At 51.6% G+C, this 22,404-nt stretch carries 20 protein-coding genes and 1 other RNA gene; 6 read left to right on the top strand and 15 right to left on the bottom strand.

Translation table 11 applies throughout. From position 1 onward, the window contains the following. Positions 1-11 precede the first annotated feature (11 nt). From TALK_RS12400 to ssrA, 7 genes are all read right to left on the bottom strand, one after another. The gene (locus TALK_RS12400) at positions 12-1,445 is read right to left on the bottom strand and encodes a methyl-accepting chemotaxis protein (protein ID WP_169715022.1); all 1,434 of its coding nucleotides are present in this window, start codon (positions 1,443-1,445) and stop codon (positions 12-14) included. A 281-nt stretch (positions 1,446-1,726) separates the two neighbouring features. Next, complete coding sequence (locus TALK_RS12405; RefSeq protein ID WP_085619326.1) at positions 1,727-2,647, bottom strand: DMT family transporter; 921 nt, start codon at positions 2,645-2,647, stop codon at positions 1,727-1,729. A 121-nt stretch (positions 2,648-2,768) separates the two neighbouring features. Beyond that, positions 2,769-3,659: a universal stress protein gene (locus tag TALK_RS12410; RefSeq protein ID WP_085619328.1), complete on the bottom strand. Its 891-nt coding sequence runs from the start codon at positions 3,657-3,659 to the stop codon at positions 2,769-2,771. Between the two features lie 5 nt (positions 3,660-3,664). Beyond that, positions 3,665-5,323: a cation:proton antiporter gene (locus tag TALK_RS12415; protein ID WP_085619638.1), complete on the bottom strand. Its 1,659-nt coding sequence runs from the start codon at positions 5,321-5,323 to the stop codon at positions 3,665-3,667. A gap of 176 nt (positions 5,324-5,499) precedes the next feature. Next, on the bottom strand, positions 5,500-7,116 hold the full coding sequence (locus TALK_RS12420) for a fumarate hydratase (RefSeq protein ID WP_085619330.1): 1,617 nt from the start codon (positions 7,114-7,116) through the stop codon (positions 5,500-5,502). A 191-nt stretch (positions 7,117-7,307) separates the two neighbouring features. Further along, a complete protein-coding gene (locus tag TALK_RS12425) occupies positions 7,308-7,865 on the bottom strand; it encodes an SspB family protein (RefSeq protein ID WP_085619332.1) in 558 nt (185 codons plus the stop codon). A gap of 118 nt (positions 7,866-7,983) precedes the next feature. After that, positions 7,984-8,360: a transfer-messenger RNA gene (gene ssrA, locus TALK_RS12430) on the bottom strand. A 123-nt stretch (positions 8,361-8,483) separates the two neighbouring features. Here ssrA and TALK_RS12435 point away from each other — a divergent pair. From TALK_RS12435 to TALK_RS12460, 6 genes are all read left to right on the top strand, one after another. Beyond that, positions 8,484-9,443 carry an HNH endonuclease gene (locus tag TALK_RS12435; RefSeq protein WP_085619334.1) on the top strand — a complete coding sequence of 320 codons (960 nt, stop codon included), beginning with the start codon at positions 8,484-8,486 and terminating at the stop codon, positions 9,441-9,443. 115 nt (positions 9,444-9,558) lie between these two features. Beyond that, positions 9,559-10,353 carry a thymidylate synthase gene (locus TALK_RS12440; protein WP_085619336.1) on the top strand — a complete coding sequence of 265 codons (795 nt, stop codon included), beginning with the start codon at positions 9,559-9,561 and terminating at the stop codon, positions 10,351-10,353. Next, a complete protein-coding gene (locus TALK_RS12445) occupies positions 10,353-10,883 on the top strand; it encodes a dihydrofolate reductase (RefSeq protein WP_085619338.1) in 531 nt (176 codons plus the stop codon). Before TALK_RS12440 ends, TALK_RS12445 begins: the two co-directional genes overlap by 1 nt. Positions 10,884-10,996: 113 nt before the next feature. After that, positions 10,997-11,578, top strand: a complete 582-nt coding sequence (locus tag TALK_RS12450; protein WP_085619340.1) for a TetR/AcrR family transcriptional regulator — start codon at positions 10,997-10,999, stop codon at positions 11,576-11,578. 191 nt (positions 11,579-11,769) lie between these two features. Beyond that, complete coding sequence (locus TALK_RS12455) at positions 11,770-12,411, top strand: class I SAM-dependent methyltransferase (RefSeq protein ID WP_085619342.1); 642 nt, start codon at positions 11,770-11,772, stop codon at positions 12,409-12,411. A gap of 162 nt (positions 12,412-12,573) precedes the next feature. Beyond that, positions 12,574-13,131: a peroxiredoxin-like family protein gene (locus tag TALK_RS12460; protein ID WP_085619343.1), complete on the top strand. Its 558-nt coding sequence runs from the start codon at positions 12,574-12,576 to the stop codon at positions 13,129-13,131. A 113-nt stretch (positions 13,132-13,244) separates the two neighbouring features. On the opposite strand, the gene TALK_RS12465 is transcribed toward TALK_RS12460, so the two are convergent. The 8 genes from TALK_RS12465 to cyoA all read right to left on the bottom strand — a co-directional run bounded on the left by TALK_RS12465 (position 13,245) and on the right by cyoA (position 22,307). Next, on the bottom strand, positions 13,245-14,294 hold the full coding sequence (locus TALK_RS12465) for a hypothetical protein (RefSeq protein WP_085619346.1): 1,050 nt from the start codon (positions 14,292-14,294) through the stop codon (positions 13,245-13,247). 9 nt (positions 14,295-14,303) lie between these two features. Continuing rightward, entirely contained in the window at positions 14,304-15,686 is a 1,383-nt protein-coding gene (locus TALK_RS12470; protein WP_085619348.1) for an MBOAT family O-acyltransferase, read from the bottom strand. Between the two features lie 672 nt (positions 15,687-16,358). Then, positions 16,359-16,997 (bottom strand): glutathione S-transferase family protein, encoded by a 639-nt coding sequence (locus TALK_RS12475; RefSeq protein ID WP_085619350.1) that lies wholly within the window; start codon positions 16,995-16,997, stop codon positions 16,359-16,361. Positions 16,998-17,167: 170 nt separating this feature from the next. Further along, on the bottom strand, positions 17,168-17,959 hold the full coding sequence (locus tag TALK_RS12480) for an SURF1 family protein (RefSeq protein ID WP_245829868.1): 792 nt from the start codon (positions 17,957-17,959) through the stop codon (positions 17,168-17,170). A gap of 86 nt (positions 17,960-18,045) precedes the next feature. Further along, positions 18,046-18,450: a cytochrome o ubiquinol oxidase subunit IV gene (locus TALK_RS12485; RefSeq protein ID WP_085619352.1), complete on the bottom strand. Its 405-nt coding sequence runs from the start codon at positions 18,448-18,450 to the stop codon at positions 18,046-18,048. Continuing rightward, positions 18,447-19,067 carry a cytochrome o ubiquinol oxidase subunit III gene (gene cyoC, locus TALK_RS12490; RefSeq protein ID WP_085619354.1) on the bottom strand — a complete coding sequence of 207 codons (621 nt, stop codon included), beginning with the start codon at positions 19,065-19,067 and terminating at the stop codon, positions 18,447-18,449. Before cyoC ends, TALK_RS12485 begins: the two co-directional genes overlap by 4 nt. 10 nt (positions 19,068-19,077) lie before the next feature. Continuing rightward, positions 19,078-21,084, bottom strand: a complete 2,007-nt coding sequence (gene cyoB, locus TALK_RS12495) for a cytochrome o ubiquinol oxidase subunit I (protein WP_085619356.1) — start codon at positions 21,082-21,084, stop codon at positions 19,078-19,080. A 92-nt stretch (positions 21,085-21,176) separates the two neighbouring features. After that, positions 21,177-22,307 (bottom strand): ubiquinol oxidase subunit II, encoded by a 1,131-nt coding sequence (gene cyoA, locus TALK_RS12500; RefSeq protein WP_085619358.1) that lies wholly within the window; start codon positions 22,305-22,307, stop codon positions 21,177-21,179. Positions 22,308-22,404 lie beyond the last annotated feature (97 nt).

Raw genomic sequence — 22,404 nt, forward strand, 5'->3', positions numbered from 1 at the left:
CAAAACGCTGTTTACATCACAAGGATCTGACCGACAAAGCCCTCAACACGATGGCTAAGTTCCGATCCTTGTGTTTCCAGATTGCGCGCCGCATTTGCAAGCTCGCCCGCGACCTGCCCGTTATGGGCGATGGCACCAGCAATATCGGTAACACTATCACCGACCTGTCGCGCCTGCGCCAAGGCATCAAGCGCATCACCTGCAACCGTGCGACAGATCGCAACCTGCCCGCCGGTTTGTTCAGCGGTGTTTTCGGCGCGCGCCTGTAAATCCCCCATCGCATCGGCAATCTTGTCGATCTCGCCACCGGCCTTGGAAATGGCACCGGTCACGCCATCCATCCATTGGGCAATTTCCGCCGTTGCCGTTTCAGATTGCCCGGCCAGTGCCTTGACTTCCTTGGCGACAATCGCAAATCCCTTGCCGGCTTCGCCCACACGGGCCGCCTCGATCGCGGCATTCAGGCCCAGCATCTTGATCTGGCTGGCAATGGCGGAAATGGTCGCTAACATCTTGCCCGCATCAGCCGCCCGGTCCTGTAATTTGACAAATTCATCGCGCATGTCACGCGCCTGCATGCCCAGACCGCGCGTGGTTTCAACATTTTCCCCGGCATCATCACCAATGGTCGTTAATGCGCCCTGAAGCGCTTCCATCTGTCCGGCAACATTTTCAATCCGGGCAAGGGCCGCACCTGCGGCCCGATCAATACCCTGACTGCATTCATCGGTGCGACGGTTACTGCCATCAAGAACGTCAAGCGCGCTTCGCATCTGGGTTACCGCCGCGCCAAGCATCCCGACCGTACCCTGCACCTGATTTTCAAAATCAGCCGCCAGCTTTTCACGTGAAGCACGGGCCGCGTCACGTTCAAGCACACGGGCAACCTGCCCCCCGACAAACCCCAGAAGTTCAAGCATTTCGTCATCAAGACGGGCAACATCACGACTGAAAAATTCGATCACGGCAACCACCTGCCCGCCCAGTTTCACCGGCAAGGCAAAACATCCGCGAAGCCCGTTCCGCGCCGCCCCGCTGGCACGCAGAAAGCCATCTTTTTGGGTGACATCATCAATGCAAACCGGTTCGCCCTTTTGCGCGACATTGCCAATCAGGCCCTGCCCAAGGCTAAAAACCGTTGCTTCGGATTGGCTGCGGAAATCGGAAAGCTCGTTAATCGAAACGCCGCGCCCAACTGACCAAATCCCCGCAGATGACAAACTGCCGTCATCGCGGCGCAAATAGGCATGTCCCACCGGCCACTGACAATATTCGCAGACCGCATCCAGAATGCCGGAAATCGCCCGATTACTTTGCCGCGCATCATCGGCAATGGTTCCGACCTTGCGCAACAGGCGCAAAACATCAGTCAGGCGCGCCTCGCGGCCCTGTTGCAAGCGGGTATCGTCATCAGCGGAAATGGAACGAATAAAACCGGCAAACATTGCACTTCTCCGAGGCAAGAGACATCTGAAACCGACCCAGGATGACATCCGTCAGGTCGTTTGATTGTCATGCAAGCCTCGTTGCCTGCCGATTTATTTGGGCTGCGCCTTTGCAACCACGATTTAAATTTATCGCCTTTTCGCACATGCGAAAAGGCTTTTTTACAATCCTGTCACAAAACAGGGACGCCTGAGATCATCACGGCATCCCCGATCGCATGGATTGAACCAGCATATCAAGACTGTAAACAAAAGTTTACAGCCCATCATAACAGCACCACCTATCGCAGGATTTTGCGAAAGACACCCGATGCCACCATCACCCCGAAAATCACCAGAACCACAGCAAGAACAAGGATAAGGTTCCCGGCCTCGCCCAGCAGGAACACACCGCCAAGCGCGGTCAAGGCCGGTGTCATAGACCCAAAGGCCGACGCCCCGGTTGATCCGATATGACGCACGGCAAGCCCATAGGTCACAGCGGCAACACATCCCGCAAGCAGTCCCTGAATAACCAGCAACAGCAACACATCATCCATCGGTGCCTCGGCAAGGTTCGTACCGGTAAACACCGCAACCACCGCCATAATGACAAAAGACCAGAACCCGACAAAGGCCGCGGCCTCCAACGCGCCAAGTCCGCTTTGACGCATCGCATGGGTATAGCACGCCCACATCAACGCCCCGACAGACACAAGCCCGTACCCATAAAGAATGGTATCCCCCGTCGCATGGCCGGGTTTCAAAACGGCCAGCAACACAATACCGGTAATCACCATGCCATAACCGGTCAAACGAACCCAACCCGGCCGTTCCCCAAACAGCAGCACGGCAATCAATACCGCCCAAACCCCCATCACACCGGGCAGCAAAATGCCAACATGACTTGCCGGAACGAATTGCAGGGCATTGGCAACCAGCAATGTATAGAATGCCCCCGACCCAACCAGCATGGTCACACCATTGACCAGCGACAGTCCTTTGGGCCAGATCCCGCGTTTAAGCCAAATCGGCGCCAATAAGGCAAACGGCACAACAAACCGCAAAAGCCCGATATCAACCGCTGTAAAATCAGACGTCATGGCATAGCGCGTGACAATCAGCCAAGCAGCCCAAACCATGACAGTCGCAAGGGCGGCAGTCACCCCAATCAGGCGACTTTCCGTTGTGCTGGTGGCGGCAACAGCAGAATTTCGAGGCATAAAATGGCTTTCATATTGGGCGAGCAGGGCCGAACCCTAAACAGATTTCATACAGAAATCATGCCCGCCCACGAATGACAAGTCTGCCAATACGTTTTTTGACCACCGGTCAGTCCATATTTCAAAGTGCCGAATTGCCACACACCAGAACATCGCAAGGCGCACTGGCAAGAATGTGCTGTGTCACACTGCCCAGCAACCATTCCTCGATCATGCCGCGCCCGTGTTTGCCAATTGCAACCAGATCGGCATTTTCATCCCCCGCCACGGCCAGAATGGCCGAAGCCACATCGCCATTAATCGTGCGCAGACTGATTTTATTATTCGGATCACCGATGTCGGCCCGCAACATCGCCAGTTCGGCCTGGGCCTTTTTATGTTCCTGTTCACGATAATAATCAATTTCCGCCCCGGTCACCCCGGCGTGGCGCAATTGCGGCTCGTAACTTAGTGACACCGCGTGCAGCAGGACAATTTCCGCATCGGGCAGCAACTTGCGCACTGTGCGTAGCGATGCCTCCGACCAATTGGAAAAATCCACAGGCAGCAAGACCTTGCGATAAGGTTCACCCACCGGGTAATTAACCACCAATGTCGGGCGGGTCGCCTGGCGCAACAGTCGTTCGGCGGTTGACCCCGTTGCCAGATCGCGCAATTTTCCGGCGCCATGCCCGCCCATAACCTGCAATCGCGCGCCTGTTGCCGTGGCGCAATCGATCATTTCGCGCGTAACCGGTCCGTTGCGCAATTCGGTCGTCACCTTGATCGATGAAGATTTTTCCACCGCACGTCCAAGTTCCTTAAGGTCGGCGATAAGCTGGTCATGCAATCGATCATGATCATTCCCGTCGCGCAGGCCGATCAATTCAGCCAGCCCCGACCAGATATCGCCTTCCACCACATGCAGCAGATGCACCCCCGCCTTACGGGATTTGGCAATCTGCACGCCACGCATCAGCGCCAAACCAGCGGTATCGGAAAAATCGGTGGCAACAAGAATGGGGGCGGTCATGATATTCAATCCTTCTTTTCAGGGGATAGAGTATGGGGAGTGGCAAATATCCCGCTGGCGTAATCTGCAGCATCTTCAAACAGGTTAAGAACCCTGTCGCATCCCATTTCCACAAGCATCTCGCCATGTGTTCGATCACGAACAATCCCCGCGATATTTCCGGTGAAATTAGCCCTCCGAATGGCATGAACCAATCCGGCATTGGATTCCACCAACGGCAATGTCGTTACCACCCAACGCGCTTTTGACAACGGCAGCCCGTCAATAAAGGCATCATCTTCCCCGTCACCGAACTGCACCGGCAGGTCTTTTTGCTTAAGCTGATTTACGGTTTCGGGATCAAAATCAACGCCCAGTACCGGCGTGCCGTTTTTGTGCAATTCAGACAGCAAACGTCGACCATACCGGCCAAGCCCAAAAATCACCACTTCGGGATATTCATCAATCAGAACCTGTTCCTCGGCCGCAATTTCGCGCGAGGGGTGCTTGCGTTCAAACACCGACAATAACGGCGCAATCCGATTATAAACAGGATGCGAATACAAAATCATATAGGTCGAAAGCGTGATCGTCACGAGGCCCACAAGCGTCGTCAGGCCCAGTGCCTCAATCCCGACATGACCAAGCGTGATGCCCATCGCAACAAAGACAATCGAAAATTCGCTGATTTGCGCCACCGTCAGCCCCGCAAGGAACCCGGTTCGTTTGCGATATCCCATATATCCCATAATCGCCATGACGATCAGCGGATTGCCAATCAAGACAAACAGCGACAAGACAATCGCCGGCAGGACCTCATCACCAAGGGTCGAAAAATCAAGTTTCGACCCCAGATCGATAAAGAAAAACAACAATAGAAAATCACGAATACCTGTCAGCCTGGCGTTGATCGCCTCACGATAGCCGGTCGAAGCCAACGAGAACCCTGCCAGAAATGCCCCGGCCTCGTGACTGAATCCGGCCCATTCACCAAAGGCTGCCAATGCCGTTCCCCAGGCAATCGCAAATATCAGCAGCAATTCACTCGATTGCGCCATCATCGCAATAACACGTGGCAAGATATAGCGCATGGCGATAACCAAAAGCACTGCGGCAACGGCAATCCGCCCCGCCAGTGATGCAACGATCTCGATCATCGTCGCATCTTCGGCACCGCGCATCGCACTCATCGCCATCATGGCAATGACCACGGCCACGTCTTGTACAATCAGAAAACCAATGGCAATCCGGCCATGCAGCGTATCAATCTCGCGCTTATCGGCCAAAAGTTTGACGACAATGATCGTGCTCGAAAAGGTCAGGGCAACGGCAACATAAATCGCCTCCATTACCCCTTTGCCCATCAGTAAAATGATGCAAAATCCGATAATGATCGTAAAGGCCAATTGCCCCAAACCGGTTGCCAACGCCACTGGTCCGATATGGCGGACATGGGAAATATCCAGCTTGAGGCCGACCACAAACAGCAAAACCGCCACACCAACTTTTGCCAGCAGCTCAATCGGTTCATGCGCGGTCACAAGACCCAGAAACGCCGGACCAACCACTACTCCGACCACGATATAAGCAATCAGGGCTGGCTGGCGCAGTTTAACAAACAATCCACCAATCACTGCGCAAATCAGCAGCAAAAGGGAAATCTCGGCAAAGGATGTTTCAGGCATACGGGCAGACCATTTTGGGTGAATATTCAGCCCATTATGGCAAGCCCACATAAAAAAAACAGGCGCGACCGACGTCGCACCTGTTAACCACTTCACAATCTAAAGTTTATAATTATTCCAAACACACCACCATAGAACAACAATGTCGCCCTACCGTATCGGCGCATCTGAGCAGTTTAAATCCCAAACTCGGCAAAGAAGTCATTGCCCTTGTCATCGATCACGATGAAGGCCGGGAAATCTTCGACTTCAATCTTCCAGACGGCTTCCATGCCCAGTTCCGGATATTCAAGAACTTCAACCTTGCGGATGCAATCCTGTGCCAGACGTGCGGCTGGCCCCCCGATAGAGCCAAGATAGAACCCGCCATGGTTCTTACACGCATCCTTGACCTGTTTTGAACGGTTGCCCTTGGCCAGCATGACAAACGATCCGCCAGCGGCCTGGAACTGTTCGACATAGGCATCCATACGCCCGGCCGTGGTCGGACCGAACGAGCCAGACGGCATGCCTTCGGGCGTTTTGGCCGGACCGGCATAATAAACCGGATGGTTTTTCATGTATTCCGGCATGCCTTCGCCCGCATCAAGGCGTTCCTTGATTTTGGCGTGGGCAATGTCACGTGCGACAATCACGGTCCCGGTCAGCGCCAGACGGGTTTTGACCGCATGTTGCGACAATTGCTTGCGGATTTCATCCATCGGACGGTTCAGGTCAACCTTGACCACGTTGTCATCAAGATGTTCGTCCGAAACCTCTGGCAGGTATTTTGCCGGGTTATGTTCAAGGTCTTCGATAAAGATACCGTCCTTGGTGATCTTGCCCAGAACCTGACGATCAGCAGAGCACGAAACACCAATCGCCACCGGGCAACTGGCCCCGTGACGCGGCAGGCGAACAACGCGCACATCGTGGCAGAAATACTTACCGCCAAACTGTGCGCCAATGCCCATTTCGCGCGTCATCTCAAGAACCTTTTGTTCCCATTCAAGATCGCGATAGGCCTGACCATGGTCGCCGCCTTCGGTCGGCAGGTTATCGTAATACCGGGCCGATGCCATTTTAACGGTCTTAAGCGCAACCTCGGCCGAGGTGCCGCCAATGACGATGGCAAGATGATACGGCGGGCAAGCCGACGTCCCAAGGGTCCTGATTTTCTCGTCCAGAAACTTGCGCAGGCTTTCCGGGTTCAAAAGCGCCTTGGTCTGTTGATACAGGAAGGTCTTGTTGGCCGAACCACCGCCCTTGGCCATGAACATGAATTTGTATTCATTGCCCGGCGTCGCATACAGATCGATCTGGGCCGGAAGGTTGGTTCCGGTGTTCTTTTCTTCGAACATATTGACCGGGGACACTTGCGAATAACGCAGGTTATGTTCCTGATAAGCGCGCCAGATGCCCTTTGACAGGGCTTCTTCATCCGCACCATTGGTGATGACCTTGCCGCCGCGCTTGCCCATAACGATGGCCGTGCCGGTATCTTGGCACATCGGCAAAACACCGCCCGATGCAATATTGGCATTTTTCAGCAAATCCATCGCAACGAATTTGTCGTTTGGCGTTGCTTCCGGATCATCAAGGATTTTGCGCAATTGTTCGAGGTGGCCCGGACGCAGCAAATGCGAACAATCAAAAAACGCCTGAAGCGTCAGTTTTTCAATTGCCTCGGGTTCGACCTTCAAAAAGGTCTCGCCATTGACATCAACGGTCGAAACACCTTCGTCACCGATCTTGCGGTAAGGGGTGGTGTCCTTCCCCTGTTCGAACATGGGTTTATAGACAAAATCACTCATGGGATAAGTTCTCGTCTCTCTCAAAAACAAGGTGGGTTTGTTTTGTTGTGTTTAATTATGGCCGTTCATAACGCCAAACGCGGCAAATTTCCACGCGACATTAGATGAACAGGCTTTGCCGAAATGCGGGAAACAAACCGGCATATGCAGGAACGAAAAAGGGGCAGGCCAAATGGCCGCCCCTTTTGACATCACTTTTTACGAAACGCATCAAGGGCGATAACTTCACCGCTTTCACCCTGATCAACAGGCTTTTTCTTTTTGCGTTTGGCCGGTTCGGTCACAAGTTGCGGGGTGTCGTCACCGCCATCGGCCAGTTCGGCAGCCAGTTCAGCGGCCAAATCGGCATCAAAGTCTTCGTCTTCGTCGTAATCGGCATCGTCCATTTCTTCTTCGACGCTGAATGTCAGCATGAAGTTGGCGGACGGATCGACAAAGGCCAGCATGGCATCATAAGGCACGACCAAGGTGGTCGGCATTCCATCAAAACTCATCCCGACAGAAAAATGATCATCTTCGGCTTTTAAATCCCAAAACCGGTGTTGCAAAACAACGGTGATGTTATCGGGATGTGCTTTGCGCTGATTTTCAGGCAAGGCAACGCCGGGATGATTTGTCTGGAACGTGATGTAATAGTGATGCTCGCCGAAAAGGCCTTCTACGGCCGCGCGCGAAAGGATCTGCTTCACCACGCCGCGCAGCGCCTGGTCGACCATCAGGTCGTAACGGAATTCTTCCGGTTCCTGCATCGAAAATCCTGTATCTGGCGGGTTAACCCGTCATGAGCATATGGGTGTTCACACGCCGTATTTCACTACAACGCGTTTGGTTAACTCTATTCATAAACAAGCGGAGGAGAAATACAAGAGTGGGGCGTTCTGTTGCTAGGTGCCCCGTCCCCCACCAAATTACCGCTCCCGGCAACCGGAATTTTCGCTATGGTGCTAGTGCCGCTTACGCAGCAACAGCAACCTGAGCATTGTTATCGTTTGCGTTTACAAACATTGGCCCGATATCGGTGGTACCATGCCGAGCGCCAACAGAGGCTTTTACTACACACGTCGATCCTATTTCGACCCCAACATCCTCGCCCGAGTAAAGCGATTCAAAGTTTTGAAAGTTGGTGGAGTCGCCGGGTACCGCCCCCGGGTCCGTAACGTCTATTCTGCCAAGTCGTGTAACGCCATAGTCGAGTTGCCCCGACAGCCCTTATATAGGTTAAACGCCCCCACTTTCGCAAGGGCTTTAAAGGATATTCTTTTGTTGAAATAATATCAACAACCACACTTTTAAGGTGTTCTATCTGTGCTCATACGCGCATATAATCTTGATAGTTCAGATCAAGCATTACGGGATTCCTTGCAAAAATGACCAAAGTTGGAGATTTGGATGGAGGCCTCACTGCAGCAAAAGCTGATTGGCTACCTGGAACCACTTGGATCGGCTTCACCCCGACCGGAAAAGGTGTATCAGCAATTCCCCAATGCGAGTCCACAATCCAACGTCAATTTTCTCATGGCTGGATAATAGAATACATCACTGAGACATTTCATAATCCAAACGTAGGTTACGAAGATGATCCCGATTACGTGAAAACTTTAGCAAGGCATGAGAAATTAAAGGGAAGACTGATAGCCGTACATAAACTGCGCTATACGTCTCGCCCATTGAAATCAATAATTGGCGAAGATGAATATAAGCATTTGCAGGACATGTGGGACCAAGACGGACAACGCCGACGTTGGTCTGTCGCATTCCCAATAGTCGGAACCTACCGAATTTCAGGTACACCTAAAGCTAAAGATGTCCTTGATGAACCAACCTATAGACGACTATTTGCTCGCTCGTCCGCAACTTTAAGAGCTATCAATGACGATGAAAGGGCGTTGTTTGAAGGACTAGAATTAGAACACCAAGACGCCCCAAATGCTCATGTTGCCATCGATGACGAAATACAATTGGCAGAGAAAAGTGATATCGACCGAACAAGCATACACTTGATCGAGCGCGATCTTACTGACCGAGCTTTAGAAGGTTTCCCCATTGAACGCCGCATTAAACTTAGAAAACGGGCAGCATGGATCGCCGATAGTTTTGTAAGATCTCGCCGAAGCCAAGGAACACTATTATGTGACCAATGCGGTTTTGATCCTCGTTCAATATTTCCCAACATCAAACTTAAGGCGCGCGCACTACTCGATGTTCATCACAAAAACCCAATCGCAGAAGGTATCCGGTATACTTCCCACAAAGACTTTACTTTACTGTGCCCAACATGCCATCGAGTGGAGCACGTAAAACTGAAACTTAAAAAATTTGATAATTAAGCGCCCAATGTGATGCTATTTACCCCTTCAAAATTTGACTAGTAACTGCATGTTGCTGAAGGCGATGCCGCTGACTATGCTGCCCCAAACACGATTCCGAACAACAGGATGCGGCATGCAGCAATATCTCGATCTGATGCGACTGGTACGCGATACCGGCACGGCCAAGGAAGATCGTACTGGCACCGGCACGGTATCGGTATTTGGTCACCAGATGCGGTTTGACCTGTCACAGGGCTTTCCGATGGTCACCACCAAAAAGCTGCATACCAAATCGGTCATCCACGAATTGCTGTGGTTTCTGGCCGGTGACACCAATGTTAAATATTTACAGGACAATGGGGTTCGCATCTGGAACGAATGGGCCGATGAAAATGGCGACCTTGGCCCGGTTTATGGTGGTCAATGGCGGTCATGGCACGGGGCAAATGGCGAAACCATTGACCAGATCAGCCAATTGATCGACCAGATCAAAACCAATCCCGACAGCCGCCGTTTGATCGTTTCGGCCTGGAACGTCGCCGATGTGCCAAACATGGCACTACCGCCGTGTCATTGCCTGTTCCAGTTCTATGTCGCGGATGGCAAACTATCGTGTCAGCTTTATCAGCGCAGCGCCGATATCTTCCTTGGTGTGCCGTTCAACATCGCGTCCTATGCACTTTTGACCATGATGATCGCGCAGGTGTGTGACCTAGGCCTTGGCGATTTCGTCCATACGCTGGGCGATGCGCATCTTTACACCAACCATCTTGAACAGGTTGAATTGCAGTTGTCGCGCGACATACGCCCGCAGCCGACAATGAAGATCAATCCAGATGTCAAATCGATCTTTGATTTCAAGTTCGAGGATTTTGAACTGACCGGTTATGACCCACATCCCCATATTGCGGGCAAGGTTGCCGTCTGATGCCAGCCAATAATAACGATCGGATCGAACGGGTTGCCGTGGTTGCGGCGGCCAAAAACGGCGCGATTGGCAAGGATGGCTGGATGCCTTGGCATTTGCCCGAAGACCTTAAACGGTTCAAGGCGCTGACCCTTGGCAAACCGATGATCATGGGCCGCGTCACATTCGAGGCGATTGGCAAACCTTTGCCCAAACGCACAACCATCGTCGTCACCCGTGATACCGGCTGGTCATTTGATCATGAAAATGTCCGGGTTTGTCATGACATCGAAAGCGCGATTACGCTGGCCGACGAAATTGCCGCCCAGGATAATGTCAACGAGGTCATCATTGCCGGTGGGGCACAGATTTATAAAATCGCCCTGCCCTTTACCACGCGATACGAACTGACCGAGGTGCATGACGATATCGATGGCGATGCCTTTCTGGAACCGCTGCCTGCCGACAAATGGCAGGAAACAGCGCGCGAAACCATCGTAAATCCCGATGGACCAGATTACAGCTTTGTCACTTTGACGCGTCAATCCTGATCAAGCACCCTCGGATGGTTGATTATCACCAGAACAATCTATATTTATAAATTAGTTTCAGAATACCCGTTCCAATAATTTACCACCGAACGCACGCATTCAAGGATCCCCCGATGGCCCGCCCTCGCGCATTTAACGAACAAAGCGTTCTTGATAACGCGATGAACCTGTTTTGGAGCAAGGGGTTCGAAGCCACATCCGTTCAGGATCTGGTGGATGGAACCGGGCTGAACCGGGCCAGCATGTATGCAAGCTTTGGCGATAAAAAGGCCCTGTTCCTGCGGGTTCTTAATCATTACAGCCAGAAAATCAGCTCCGCCCGTTTTGAAAAACTGCGTGACATTGACGATGGCCGCGAAGCCATTACCGAGACGTTTCGCAATGCGGCACGCTTTGACCGCAATGAAGGCCGCCACAAAGGCTGTTTGATGGTGAATTCCGGTATGGAACTCGCCCCGCACGATCCGGAAACCGCCGCTATCGCCCAAGCAGCCTTTCGACGGGTCGAAGACATGTTTGCCAATGCCATCAAACGCGGGATCAATCAGGGCACAATTTCAGACACCAAAAATATCCGCGCATTATCACGATTTTTCGCCGGATCATTTCAGGGCGTCAACCTGATGGCGCGCCGTGGTGCGGATGACAGCACCCTGAACGATTATGTCGATATGGTTTTAACCACACTGGATTAATCATCGGCCTTTGCCAACCGGCCATCCGGTTCAATCAAGCCCTGCTGTGCTCTGCTCCCCTTCCTCGTGCACCCCCGACCGCATCACAGTTCAGTGACGTCAACAATTGACGATTGTCCATCATGCCGGAATAATTCATATCGGTGTGATCAACCTCAATTTGGGGTTGACCGGCAAGATCAGGGGACAAGATGGATCGCAACAAGAAGTTCTGGGACAAGATCGCCAAGCGATATGCCAAAAACCCGGTCCGCAATATGCAGGCCTATCAGGCGACACTTGATCACACACGCAAACACCTGACGCGCGATGACAAGGTTCTTGAAGTCGGCTGTGGCACGGGCACGACCGCCTTGTTACTCGCCCCCGATGTTCGCCATATCACGGCAACCGATCTTTCGACCGTCATGATTGATATCGCACAGGCAAAGCTTGCCCCGGTTGCGGGCGAAAATGCCAACACAGTCGAAAATGTCCATTTTAAAACCGGCACGCTTTCGGATCAAAGCCTTGACGGCGAAACATATGATGCGGTGCTTGCTTTTAACTTCCTGCATCTTGTCGCTGACCGCCCCGCAGCCCTTGGCAAAATCAATACGCTTTTGCAATCTGATGGCCTGTTGATTTCCAAAACAATCTGTCTGGGCGAAAAAAACATCCTTTGGCACATTTTGATCCGGGCGATGCAGGCGATTGGCATTGCGCCCTATCTTGATTTTGTCCGTTATGACGAAATCGCCACCCAGATTACCAATGCCGGGTTCAAGATCGTTGAAACCGGGCTCTATCCTGCCTCAAGCAATTCACGGTTCATCGTCGCCCGAAAAATCTAACGACATTTCGACCGCAGGCGGCATCAACGCCTTCCTGCCTTTCCGCCTGCAGTCTCAAAGATGATCACGGTTCGGTGACATTTCGCTTTGGTGTTTGCAATTAAGGAATGAACGTTCCATAATTGCCTGCATTACAGAAAAACCAAAGAACGAGGTTCGATAATGTCCGCAATTACCCCACTGATGCCGCGCCAAAAAGTCCCGTCCCTTTCCGTCCCGCTTGTGGGCGGTGGCACATGGTCGCTTGCCGATCAGACGCCGGAAAACTTCACCATGGTCGTTTTCTATCGCGGTCTGCATTGCCCGATTTGCGGTAAATACCTTAAAGACCTTGATGACAAACTCGGTGAATTTGCCAAACGTGGCGTCAATGTTGTTGTCCTGTCATCGGATACACAAGAACGCGCCGAACAGGCCAAAGAAAAATGGAAACTCGAAAATATCGATCTTGGCTATGGCCTGTCGCTTGAAGCCGCGCGTGAATGGGGTCTTTACATCTCGACCAGCAATGGCGTGACCTCGTCCGGTGTTGAAGAACCCGCCCTGTTTTCCGAACCGGGCCTGTTTGTCGTCCGCCCGGATGGCACGCTTTATTTCGGCACGGTCCAGACAATGCCCTTTGCCCGCCCGGCCTTTGACCAAATCCTTGGCGCACTTGATTTTGTCATCGCCAAAGGCTATCCGGCACGCGGCGAAGTCGTTGATCATACAAATGCCTGATCCGGCACCAAACCGACGTTAAAAACCACAAAGGCCGGTTTCCAATGGCGGAAACCGGCCCTTTTATTTGTCACGCAACCGAAACATCACACTCTACACTAAGAAAATCGAACCTACCGAGACGTATATAATAGATGATAAAGTTCTGGTTGTTGCCGACTTTCATCCACCACGTCACCTAGTACATTCACGACACTCGTCGCAGTATTTGTTGTATAATGTAGGGGATCCCAATAATTACTATCAATTTGGGTCAGTGATGATGGAATCATGAGATCAACCAACCAGACATTTTTTCCCTGTGAAACGATATCGTTTATCCGTCTTTTACACTCACTCCAAACCTCACCACTTGGTGTCCCAGGCAGAGGTTGAGAAAAGAAATGATATGGCGCGAAGAAAAAGACTTTTTTCGTTTCATCCGGAATGATTTCCACAGTTTTCTTTAGCAAATCATGACTCGGAAAATTAAGATCTTCACGCTCTGACACACTAAGAAATTGAGGTTCCTGACTATAACTGCGCTCACGCGGGCCTTCCGCGCCATAAAGCCCTCTTCGTACCTTTTCAAGATCATACTCGGATGGGCTGGGTAAGAAATTTCGATACCCGTCTGCATCGTATTTCGTATCACGAATCCCAAGAAGATATCCGACCTTGCGACCGACAATTTCCAATGTCTTGAGGGTCAACATATTCGGAAAATCGTTCCAAGCAGTATCATCATACATCCATTCTGGGAATTCGCGGAACGTGTACTTATGAAGCTCGTCTCCAGCCTCACACCAAGATATATCGAGGCCCACCACAACAGTACGAGACAAAGGATGTACACGCAGATAAATGTCCAAAAGACGATACTGCTCATAGGCTGTAGAACTATTCATCGCCAGATTGGCAAAATCACCACCAAATCTTCTCTCCAGATCCTTTGGGTCTAGCAACCTACTGGTCGATGTCCCAAAGACAGCACTATCAAAACGCGGATCCCGGGCAACAGAAGGATAGGAAAACCGTTGATTTGTTGCCATCACGGCCTTTTCAAAAGGTGGCGTGAAAAGTAAATTTCCATATGGATTAACCATATAGATTGCCGTAGCAATGAACATAAACAGACCAATAATGGTCGCCAGGACGTTTCGCCAAAAACGTGACCAATCCATTGCGATATCCTAAAACTGAAAATAGATGAATTCAGGCGCCAAGTCTGAACCGACTTTTAACGCAAGAAAAACAAAGGCGAGCCCCACCACAACGCCCAAAACCGGCTTACGGAAATCGCATTCCAGACAGAACCTTTGGCTGCTTGGCCCAACCAGTGCAACAATAGCACCAATGGCAAGCCCCCAAGGGGCTGCAGCATAATTTGTGATCCCCGGGACGACTGGACCAGTTCCCAACATACTTTCAAGCATGCTAGTCGCTTGGGCAAAATTCTCTGCACGAAACAAAACCCATGTCACACACAAAAAAAGCATCGTTAAAAACCAGCCCACAATGCTGGGCAGAGCAAACGCCCGTTTATGCCACAAGCTTTGAACAATCAGAGCTAAGCCATGCAACCCGCCCCAAAGAACAAATGTCCATGCAGCCCCGTGCCAAAGCCCCCCCAACAGCATGGTTACCGCCAAGGCACTCGCTTGGCGCGTTGGCCCAAACCAACTTCCACCTAGAGGTATATAAAGATAGTCTCGCAAGAAATGGGACAACGTAATGTGCCAGCGACGCCAGAAGTCCTGAATTGATGTTGCGATATAAGGAATATTGAAATTAACAGGAAGCGTTAGACCAAATAAAAGAGCAAGACCAATGGCCATGTCGGAATAGCCTGAAAAATCAAAATAGATCTGAAAACTAAAGGCCAGGGCCCCTAACCAAGCATCTATTGTAGACAATCCGCCACCGTTCGCAGCGCTAAACATTTGATCCGATAATTTGGCAAAACTGTCTGCAATCAAAACCTTCTTGATCAACCCGATGACAAGAAGCGTACTTCCACGCGAAAGGCGCTCAGCCAAACCTTCGCGCAAAGGCGATCTTTCCAACTGAAAAATGAATTCATCATGCCGGACAATTGGCCCGGCAATAAGTTGTGGAAAGAAACTTACATAGAGACAATATTCACGAAATCCGTACAACGGAGCCTTATTACGCGAGACATCAACCAAATATGAAATCTGCTGAAAGGTAAAAAAGCTGATCCCAAGTGGCAAAATAATATTCCATGCTTGATGATCCGTTCCAATAACCCAAGCAAGTGAACCTGCAAAAAAATCAGCGTATTTAAATATACCTATAACAAGCAAATTCAGAGTGACGGCAATGGGAATTAGACCACGACCGGCAATCTGGAAAAATCCATAAACAAAAATCCAGTTGGTCACCATGGATATGATGATCAACGGCAGCAAACGAATATCCCAATACGCATAAAAGAAAAGTGACGAGAAAATAAGCAACCATTCGCGCACTAATCGCAACCGTGCCAGCAGGTAATATGCCGTTAACACGACTGGCAAAAAACCTAGAAGAAAAATCTGTGAATTAAAAAGCACGCCTACCCCCAAATCAACTAAGGCGCTTTATACAATTACAAAATTGCAAATGCAAACTGACGTGTGAATCCATAAACGACCACACGCAAACAACATTTCAAAAGGTGCGGCGTCCGCCCCATCAAAACTACGGATTTAGGTATTCTCTACGCTTTCCTACATACTGCACGACTAGCTTCACCCGCCAAAGTCAGCATCACTGACATAGTCCGTCTTCAGGGCGGCGGTGTACCGACCAAGACCGTCATACCAAATCATGTCAGCGCATAACTTAGGTTGTTTATTGTCGAATCATCTTTCAATTAGGCCGCCGACCGCAACTTGGCTGGGTTCCCCGTGCCTTTGATATCAATAAAGTACGGCGCACCCCTATCGGATTTGAGCTGCCCATCCCCCACGGAACACACATCGCGCGAATACCAACGATCCTTCGCCGGGATATTATCGCGCCGACATGGTGCATTTGGACTCGCCTATCCGCAAAAGTCCAACCACCGTCGTCTGGCCCTCAATTATCCTCTCATCGCAACTACCGAGGACGTGGCGATCTATCTCGGGACAAACCGCGATTGCAACAATCACAAGAGCAAGTATATTCCAACTGCTTTCGCATCTAGAATTCATTTCGCGGAAACTGGCCTTTTTATTTGTCATACAATTAAATATCAACGATCAGGCCGACATAACCGCCGCGACATAAGGGGCGTCGATTTCCTGCATTCGCAGATAGGCCGGGCGCGCATTAATCCGGGCGATGTAATCATCAAAAACCGGATTTTGCGGCAACAGGTCAAACATCCGGCCATAACGAACCGCTCCGCCCAACACGACATCAACGGTGCTGAAATCCGTGCCCATGATCCACGGATCAGCCTTGACGATCACATCCAAAAGGACGGACAGGAAACTGTCCCAATCACCATAAGAAACCATGCTGCGGTCGCCTGTTTCACGCCCCATCGCGTGATCGACAAGTGCCGGTTCAACAGTCGACGGCGAAAAGAATAACCAGCGCAAATAAGCTCCGCGTTTCGGATCGTCCAATGCCGGGGCCAATCCGGCTTCGGGGAAGCTATCAGCCAGATAACAACAGATCGCGGCGGCCTCGGTCACCACGGTATCGCCATGAACGATGGCCGGAATTTTGCCCAGTGGATTGATCGCAAGGAATTGCGGTTTTTGTCCCTCACCTTTGCGGATATCGATCATCTTGACGTCAAAATCGATCCCCAGTTCCTGCAACATCCAATGCACTGTATTCCCGCGTGAAGGGGCGGCGTGATAAAATGTCAGCTTGCGGTCCGTTATCATTCCTGTGTCTCCTGTTCCTGTTGCCGGGGTATTAAGGCATCATGCGCCGGTTCAAATGGAATGGGAACCGCATGACAAACAGGTTCCTGACAGCAGCGTGTCAGCAGGATATCAGGAAGACATATCAGAAAATTCAGAAATACCGCACCAACAGGGGCAGACCGATCTGGTCAGTCAAAATCGGCGTCACTGCCATCATCTTTGCGACGGCGCAGCACCAACCATGCCCCGACAAGTGTCAGGGCCGCCATGCCAAACCATGTCAAGGCATAGCCAAGATGGTTGTTCGGGAAACGGATTTTGGTCAGGCCGCCGACCGGTAACTTGGCAGGATTGCCCCCCCCGTCGGCATCAATGAAATAAGGTGCAACGTCATCGGGATTTAAGCCGCGTTTGGCGGCCATGGCGCGGACATCGCGCGAATACCAGCGATCCTCGGCCGGGACATTATCGCGCATAAACGTACCATCGGGTTCGTCGATCCGCAAAAGCCCGGTCACAATTATCTGACCATCAATCATCCCGGCATCGCGACTGGCGGGGTCGCGGCGATCTGTCGGGACGAAACCGCGATTGATCATCACGACACTGCCATCCCCCCGCAAAAGCGGCGTCATCACCCAATATCCCGCACCGTAATCGGTGGCAGCATAAACATGACTTTCAAGATCATTGCGATAGATGCCGGTCACAAAAACATGGCGATATTCATCGCGGGTCGTGCCGACATTTTCCCAATCATCGTGCGTGGGGGCCAAAACAGGTGCGGCATGAACGCGCGCATCAATCCGGTCAATCAGGTCAAGCTTCCAGGCACGGCGTTCAACCTGCCAAATGCCCAACGCACAGAACCCCGAAAACAACACCGCCCCGATCAGGCAGACCACAACGCGGGTCACCATCGACGGGCCAGGGTTAACATGCGTTTCAAACAGATTTTCGGAATTTCTGGGATCAGCCATTGGGATCACGACCTTGCAAAGACATCGGAACAAAAAAAGGGCGCGACACCATCAAGCATCGCGCCCCTTTAAAACATTGGGCTGTCTTAACCAAGACCGCCGCTGCGGAGCATTTCAGGGTGCATCTGCGGCATCATATTGGTGTTCAGGTGATACATCACCCACAACGAGCCCGAAATCGCGATTGCAACAATCACAAGGGTAAAGATCAGGGCCAGCATGTTCCAGCCGCCTTCGGATTTGGAATTCATATGCAGGAAATAGATCATGTGAACCACGATCTGTACCACTGCAAGCCCCATGATCCAGGCAGCCGTTGCAACCTTGCTGTCAAGAACCCCTTCCATCACCAGCCAGAACGGGATGGCGGTCAGGATGACCGACAGGATGAACCCGATCAGATAGCTGTTGAATGTACCGTGGCTGGCACCATCACCATGGTCGTGATCATGACCGGCGTGGTCATCATGTGCATGAGAATGCGTGCTCATCCCAGAACTCCCAACAGATAAACAACCGAGAAAACACCGATCCAGACGACGTCAAGGAAGTGCCAGAACAGTGACAGGCACATCAAACGACGTTTGTTTTCCGGAACCAGGCCATGCTTGCCAACCTGAACCAACAGGGTAATAAGCCAGATAATCCCGAATGACACGTGCAAGCCGTGGGTCGCTACCAGCGTATAAAACGAGGATAGGAAACCACTGCGCATCGGGGTTGCACCCAAATGCCACAGGTGATGGAACTCATAAAGTTCCAGCCCGACAAAGGCGAGACCGAACAGGCCGGTAATCACCAGCCAAAGCTGGGTTCCCTTAACGTTGCCCTTTTCCATCGCCAGCATGGCAAAGCCATAAGTGATCGAAGAAAACAGCAGCATCGATGTGTTGATCGCCACCAGATCCAGATCGAACAGATCGGCTGGCGACGGCCCGGCCGCATAATTGCGGCCAAGCACACCATGGGTAGCAAACAAGATCGCAAAGATGAGGCAATCGCTCATCAGATAGATCCAGAAGCCAAGCATCGTCCCGTTTTGCGGGTGATGCTCTTCCGTCATGTAAAAGACCGGCGCTTCGGTCTGAGAGGCAGTTGTATTCGCCATTGTCATTCCCTTACGCCTGCTGCTTTGCCAAAAGAACGGTACGTTCGTCTTCGGTCGCAATAACTTCACCAGCCGGGATATGATAATCGCGGTTGTAGTTAAAGGTATGCGCAATCGCCACACCGATCAGGGCAATAAAGCTGACAGCGGCAAGCCACCAGATATGCCAGACCATGGCGAAACCAAGGACAAGAGAAAGCCCGGCCAGAATGGCACCGGCACCGGTATTTTTCGGCATGTGAATGTCGATAAAACCGGACGTCGGACGCACAAAGCCGCGTTTCTTCATATCCGCCCAAGCATCAAGATCGTGAACAACCGGGGTAAAGGCAAAGTTGTAGGCCGGGGGCGGTGACGAGGTCGACCATTCCAGCGTACGTGCATCCCACGGATCGCCCGTTTCATCGCGCAACTGATCACGTTTCAGGAACGCAACCACCACCGACATCAGGAACGAACCAATACCGATTGCAATCAGAACCGCACCAAAGGCCGCAACCACGAACCAGATCTGAAGCGAACTATCGTCGAAATGGCTCATGCGGCGGGTAACACCCATCAGGCCAAGAACATAAAGCGGCATGAAGGCAACATAGAACCCAACCAGCCAGAACCAGAACGACATTTTGCCCCAGAACGGATCAAGCTTGTAACCGAATGCTTTCGGGAACCAGTAAACGATACCGGCAAACATCCCGAACACCACGCCACCGATGATGACATTGTGGAAATGCGCAATAAGGAACAGGCTGTTGTGAAGCACAAAGTCAGCCGGCGGAACCGCAAGCATCACACCGGTCATGCCACCAATCACGAACGTCAGCATGAAACCAAGCGTCCACAGCATCGGGACATCAAACTTGATGCGGCCCTTGTACATGGTGAACAGCCAGTTGAACATCTTGGCACCCGTAGGGATCGAAATGATCATCGTCGTGATGCCAAAGAAGGCATTGACGCTGGCACCAGACCCCATGGTGAAGAAGTGATGCAGCCAAACCAGATAGGACAGGATGGTAATAACGATCGTCGCATACACCATCGAGCTATAGCCAAACAGGCGCTTGCGAGAGAAAGTCGAAACCACTTCGGAAAACACACCAAATGCTGGCAGCACCAAGATGTAAACTTCCGGGTGCCCCCAGATCCAGATCAGGTTCACATACATCATGGCGTTACCGCCAAGATCATTGGTAAAGAAGTTCGTGCCGACATATCGATCCAGCGACAGCAGAACCAGAACGGCGGTCAGAACCGGGAAAGCCGCAACAATCAGGATGTTGGTGCAAAGCGCGGTCCAGGTAAAGACCGGCATTTTCATCATCGACATGCCCGGTGCGCGCATCTTGACGATGGTCACAATCAGGTTCACGCCAGATAACAATGTCCCGACACCGGCAATCTGCAAGGCCCAGATATAGTAATCAACCCCAACACCGGGACTGTAAACAATGTCTGAAAGCGGCGGATACGCCAGCCAGCCGGTTCTTGCGAACTCGCCGATAAACATCGACATCATCAAGGTGATTGCACCGGCCGTCGTCATCCAGAAACTGAAATTATTCAGGAACGGGAAGGCAACGTCACGCGCGCCAATCTGAAGCGGCACGACAAAGTTCATCAGGCCCGTCACCAGCGGCATCGCCACGAAGAAGATCATAATCACGCCATGCGCGGTAAAGATCTGATCGTAGTGATGGGGCGGCAGGTAACCTGCGGCATCACCAAAGGAAATCGCCTGTTGCAATCGCATCATGATCGCATCGGCAAAGCCGCGCAAAAGCATGACCAGGGCCAGAATGATATACATGATACCGATCTTTTTATGATCGATAGATGTGATCCATTCGTTCCACAGATATCCCCACAGTTTGAAATAGGTGACAGCGCCAAAAACGACAAGACCACCCAGAACAACTGCTGCGAATGTCACGACCAGGATTGGTTCGTGAAATGGCAGGGAATCAAGTGAAAGCCGGCCAAATATAAAATGCAAAAGGTCCGGATTTGAAAACATCGGATTACTCTTTTTTTCGATGCGGCAACGCACCGGCCAGGCCGGTGCGCGATCCGCGAAGGGCCGGTCGACTTACATCAACCGGCACTGCTTCAGAACCCTGTCGACGTAACGTCAGGTACGGGGCTGAACCGGGAATTAACCACACCGTTGTCAAACAACGGAATGGACGAAATTTCCTTGTTCAGACCGCCGGACGGCGTCGTGCAAAGCGTTGCCACATAAGACCGGGACGACGGCAAAGGCTGAGTGCCACGTTCACGCGGGGTATCGTATGTCAATGACATGACATTATAGATACCCGCCAGACCGCCACCGCCCTTTTTGTCGATTTCCATCATCTCGTTCATGCACATTTTTGATTGATCAACGCACATGTTCAGGATGGCTGCGTACAGCTCGGGATCGACAGCGCCGAAATAATGAACCGGTTCTGCAACACTTGGTTTTTCAAGTTCCAAATATTGCGAACGGCCAAGGGTCTGGCTATCGGCTTTGACCCCGGCAACCCAATCGGCAAAACCTTCGTCACTCAGGGCATGGAACTTAAAGCGCATATGCGAGAAACCCTCGCCGCTATAGTTTGCCGAGAACCCGTCATACACGCCTTCTTCGTTGATCACGGCATGGAGTTTGGTTTCCATACCGGCCATCGAATAGATCATGCCGGCCATCGCCGGAACGTAGAACGAGTTCATGATGCCCGAAGACGTGATCTTGAACTGGATCGGCGTATCAATCGGGGCCGCCAGTTCATTGACGGTCGCGATACCCAATTCGGGATAAATGAACAGCCATTTCCAATCGAGGGAAACAACTTCTACCACCATCGGCTTATGATCTTTGGCAAGCGGGCGATCCGCGTCAATACGATCAAGCGGGCGGTATGGATCCAGGGTGTGCGTACTGACCCAAGTGATCGCACCCAGCGCGATAATAATCGCAAGCGGGGCAGACCAGATGACAATTTCCAGCTTGGTGGAATGGTGCCATTCAGGATCGTACTCGGCATCCTTGTTGGATTGACGATATTTCCATGCAAAGAACACCGTCAACACCATTACCGGAATGATGATGATCAGCATCAGGATCGTGGAAACAACGATAAGGTCGGCTTGCTGTGACGCAATATCGCCAGACGGGTCCATAACCACCAGATTACATCCGGTCAGCACCATGAACACAGAAGCAATTGCGACGCCGCGTGCAAGTTTTGAAAGCATGCGCTTCTACTTTTGTCAGTCTCTGGAAGATAGCCTTGCAAACAACCGTGCCTGCAAGCTGCAAGGATGCCTTTCGACACCTCTGCTTACATGTACC

The sequence above is a fragment of the Thalassospira alkalitolerans genome (assembly GCF_002115745.1).
Classification (GTDB): Bacteria; Pseudomonadota; Alphaproteobacteria; order Rhodospirillales; family Thalassospiraceae; genus Thalassospira; species Thalassospira alkalitolerans.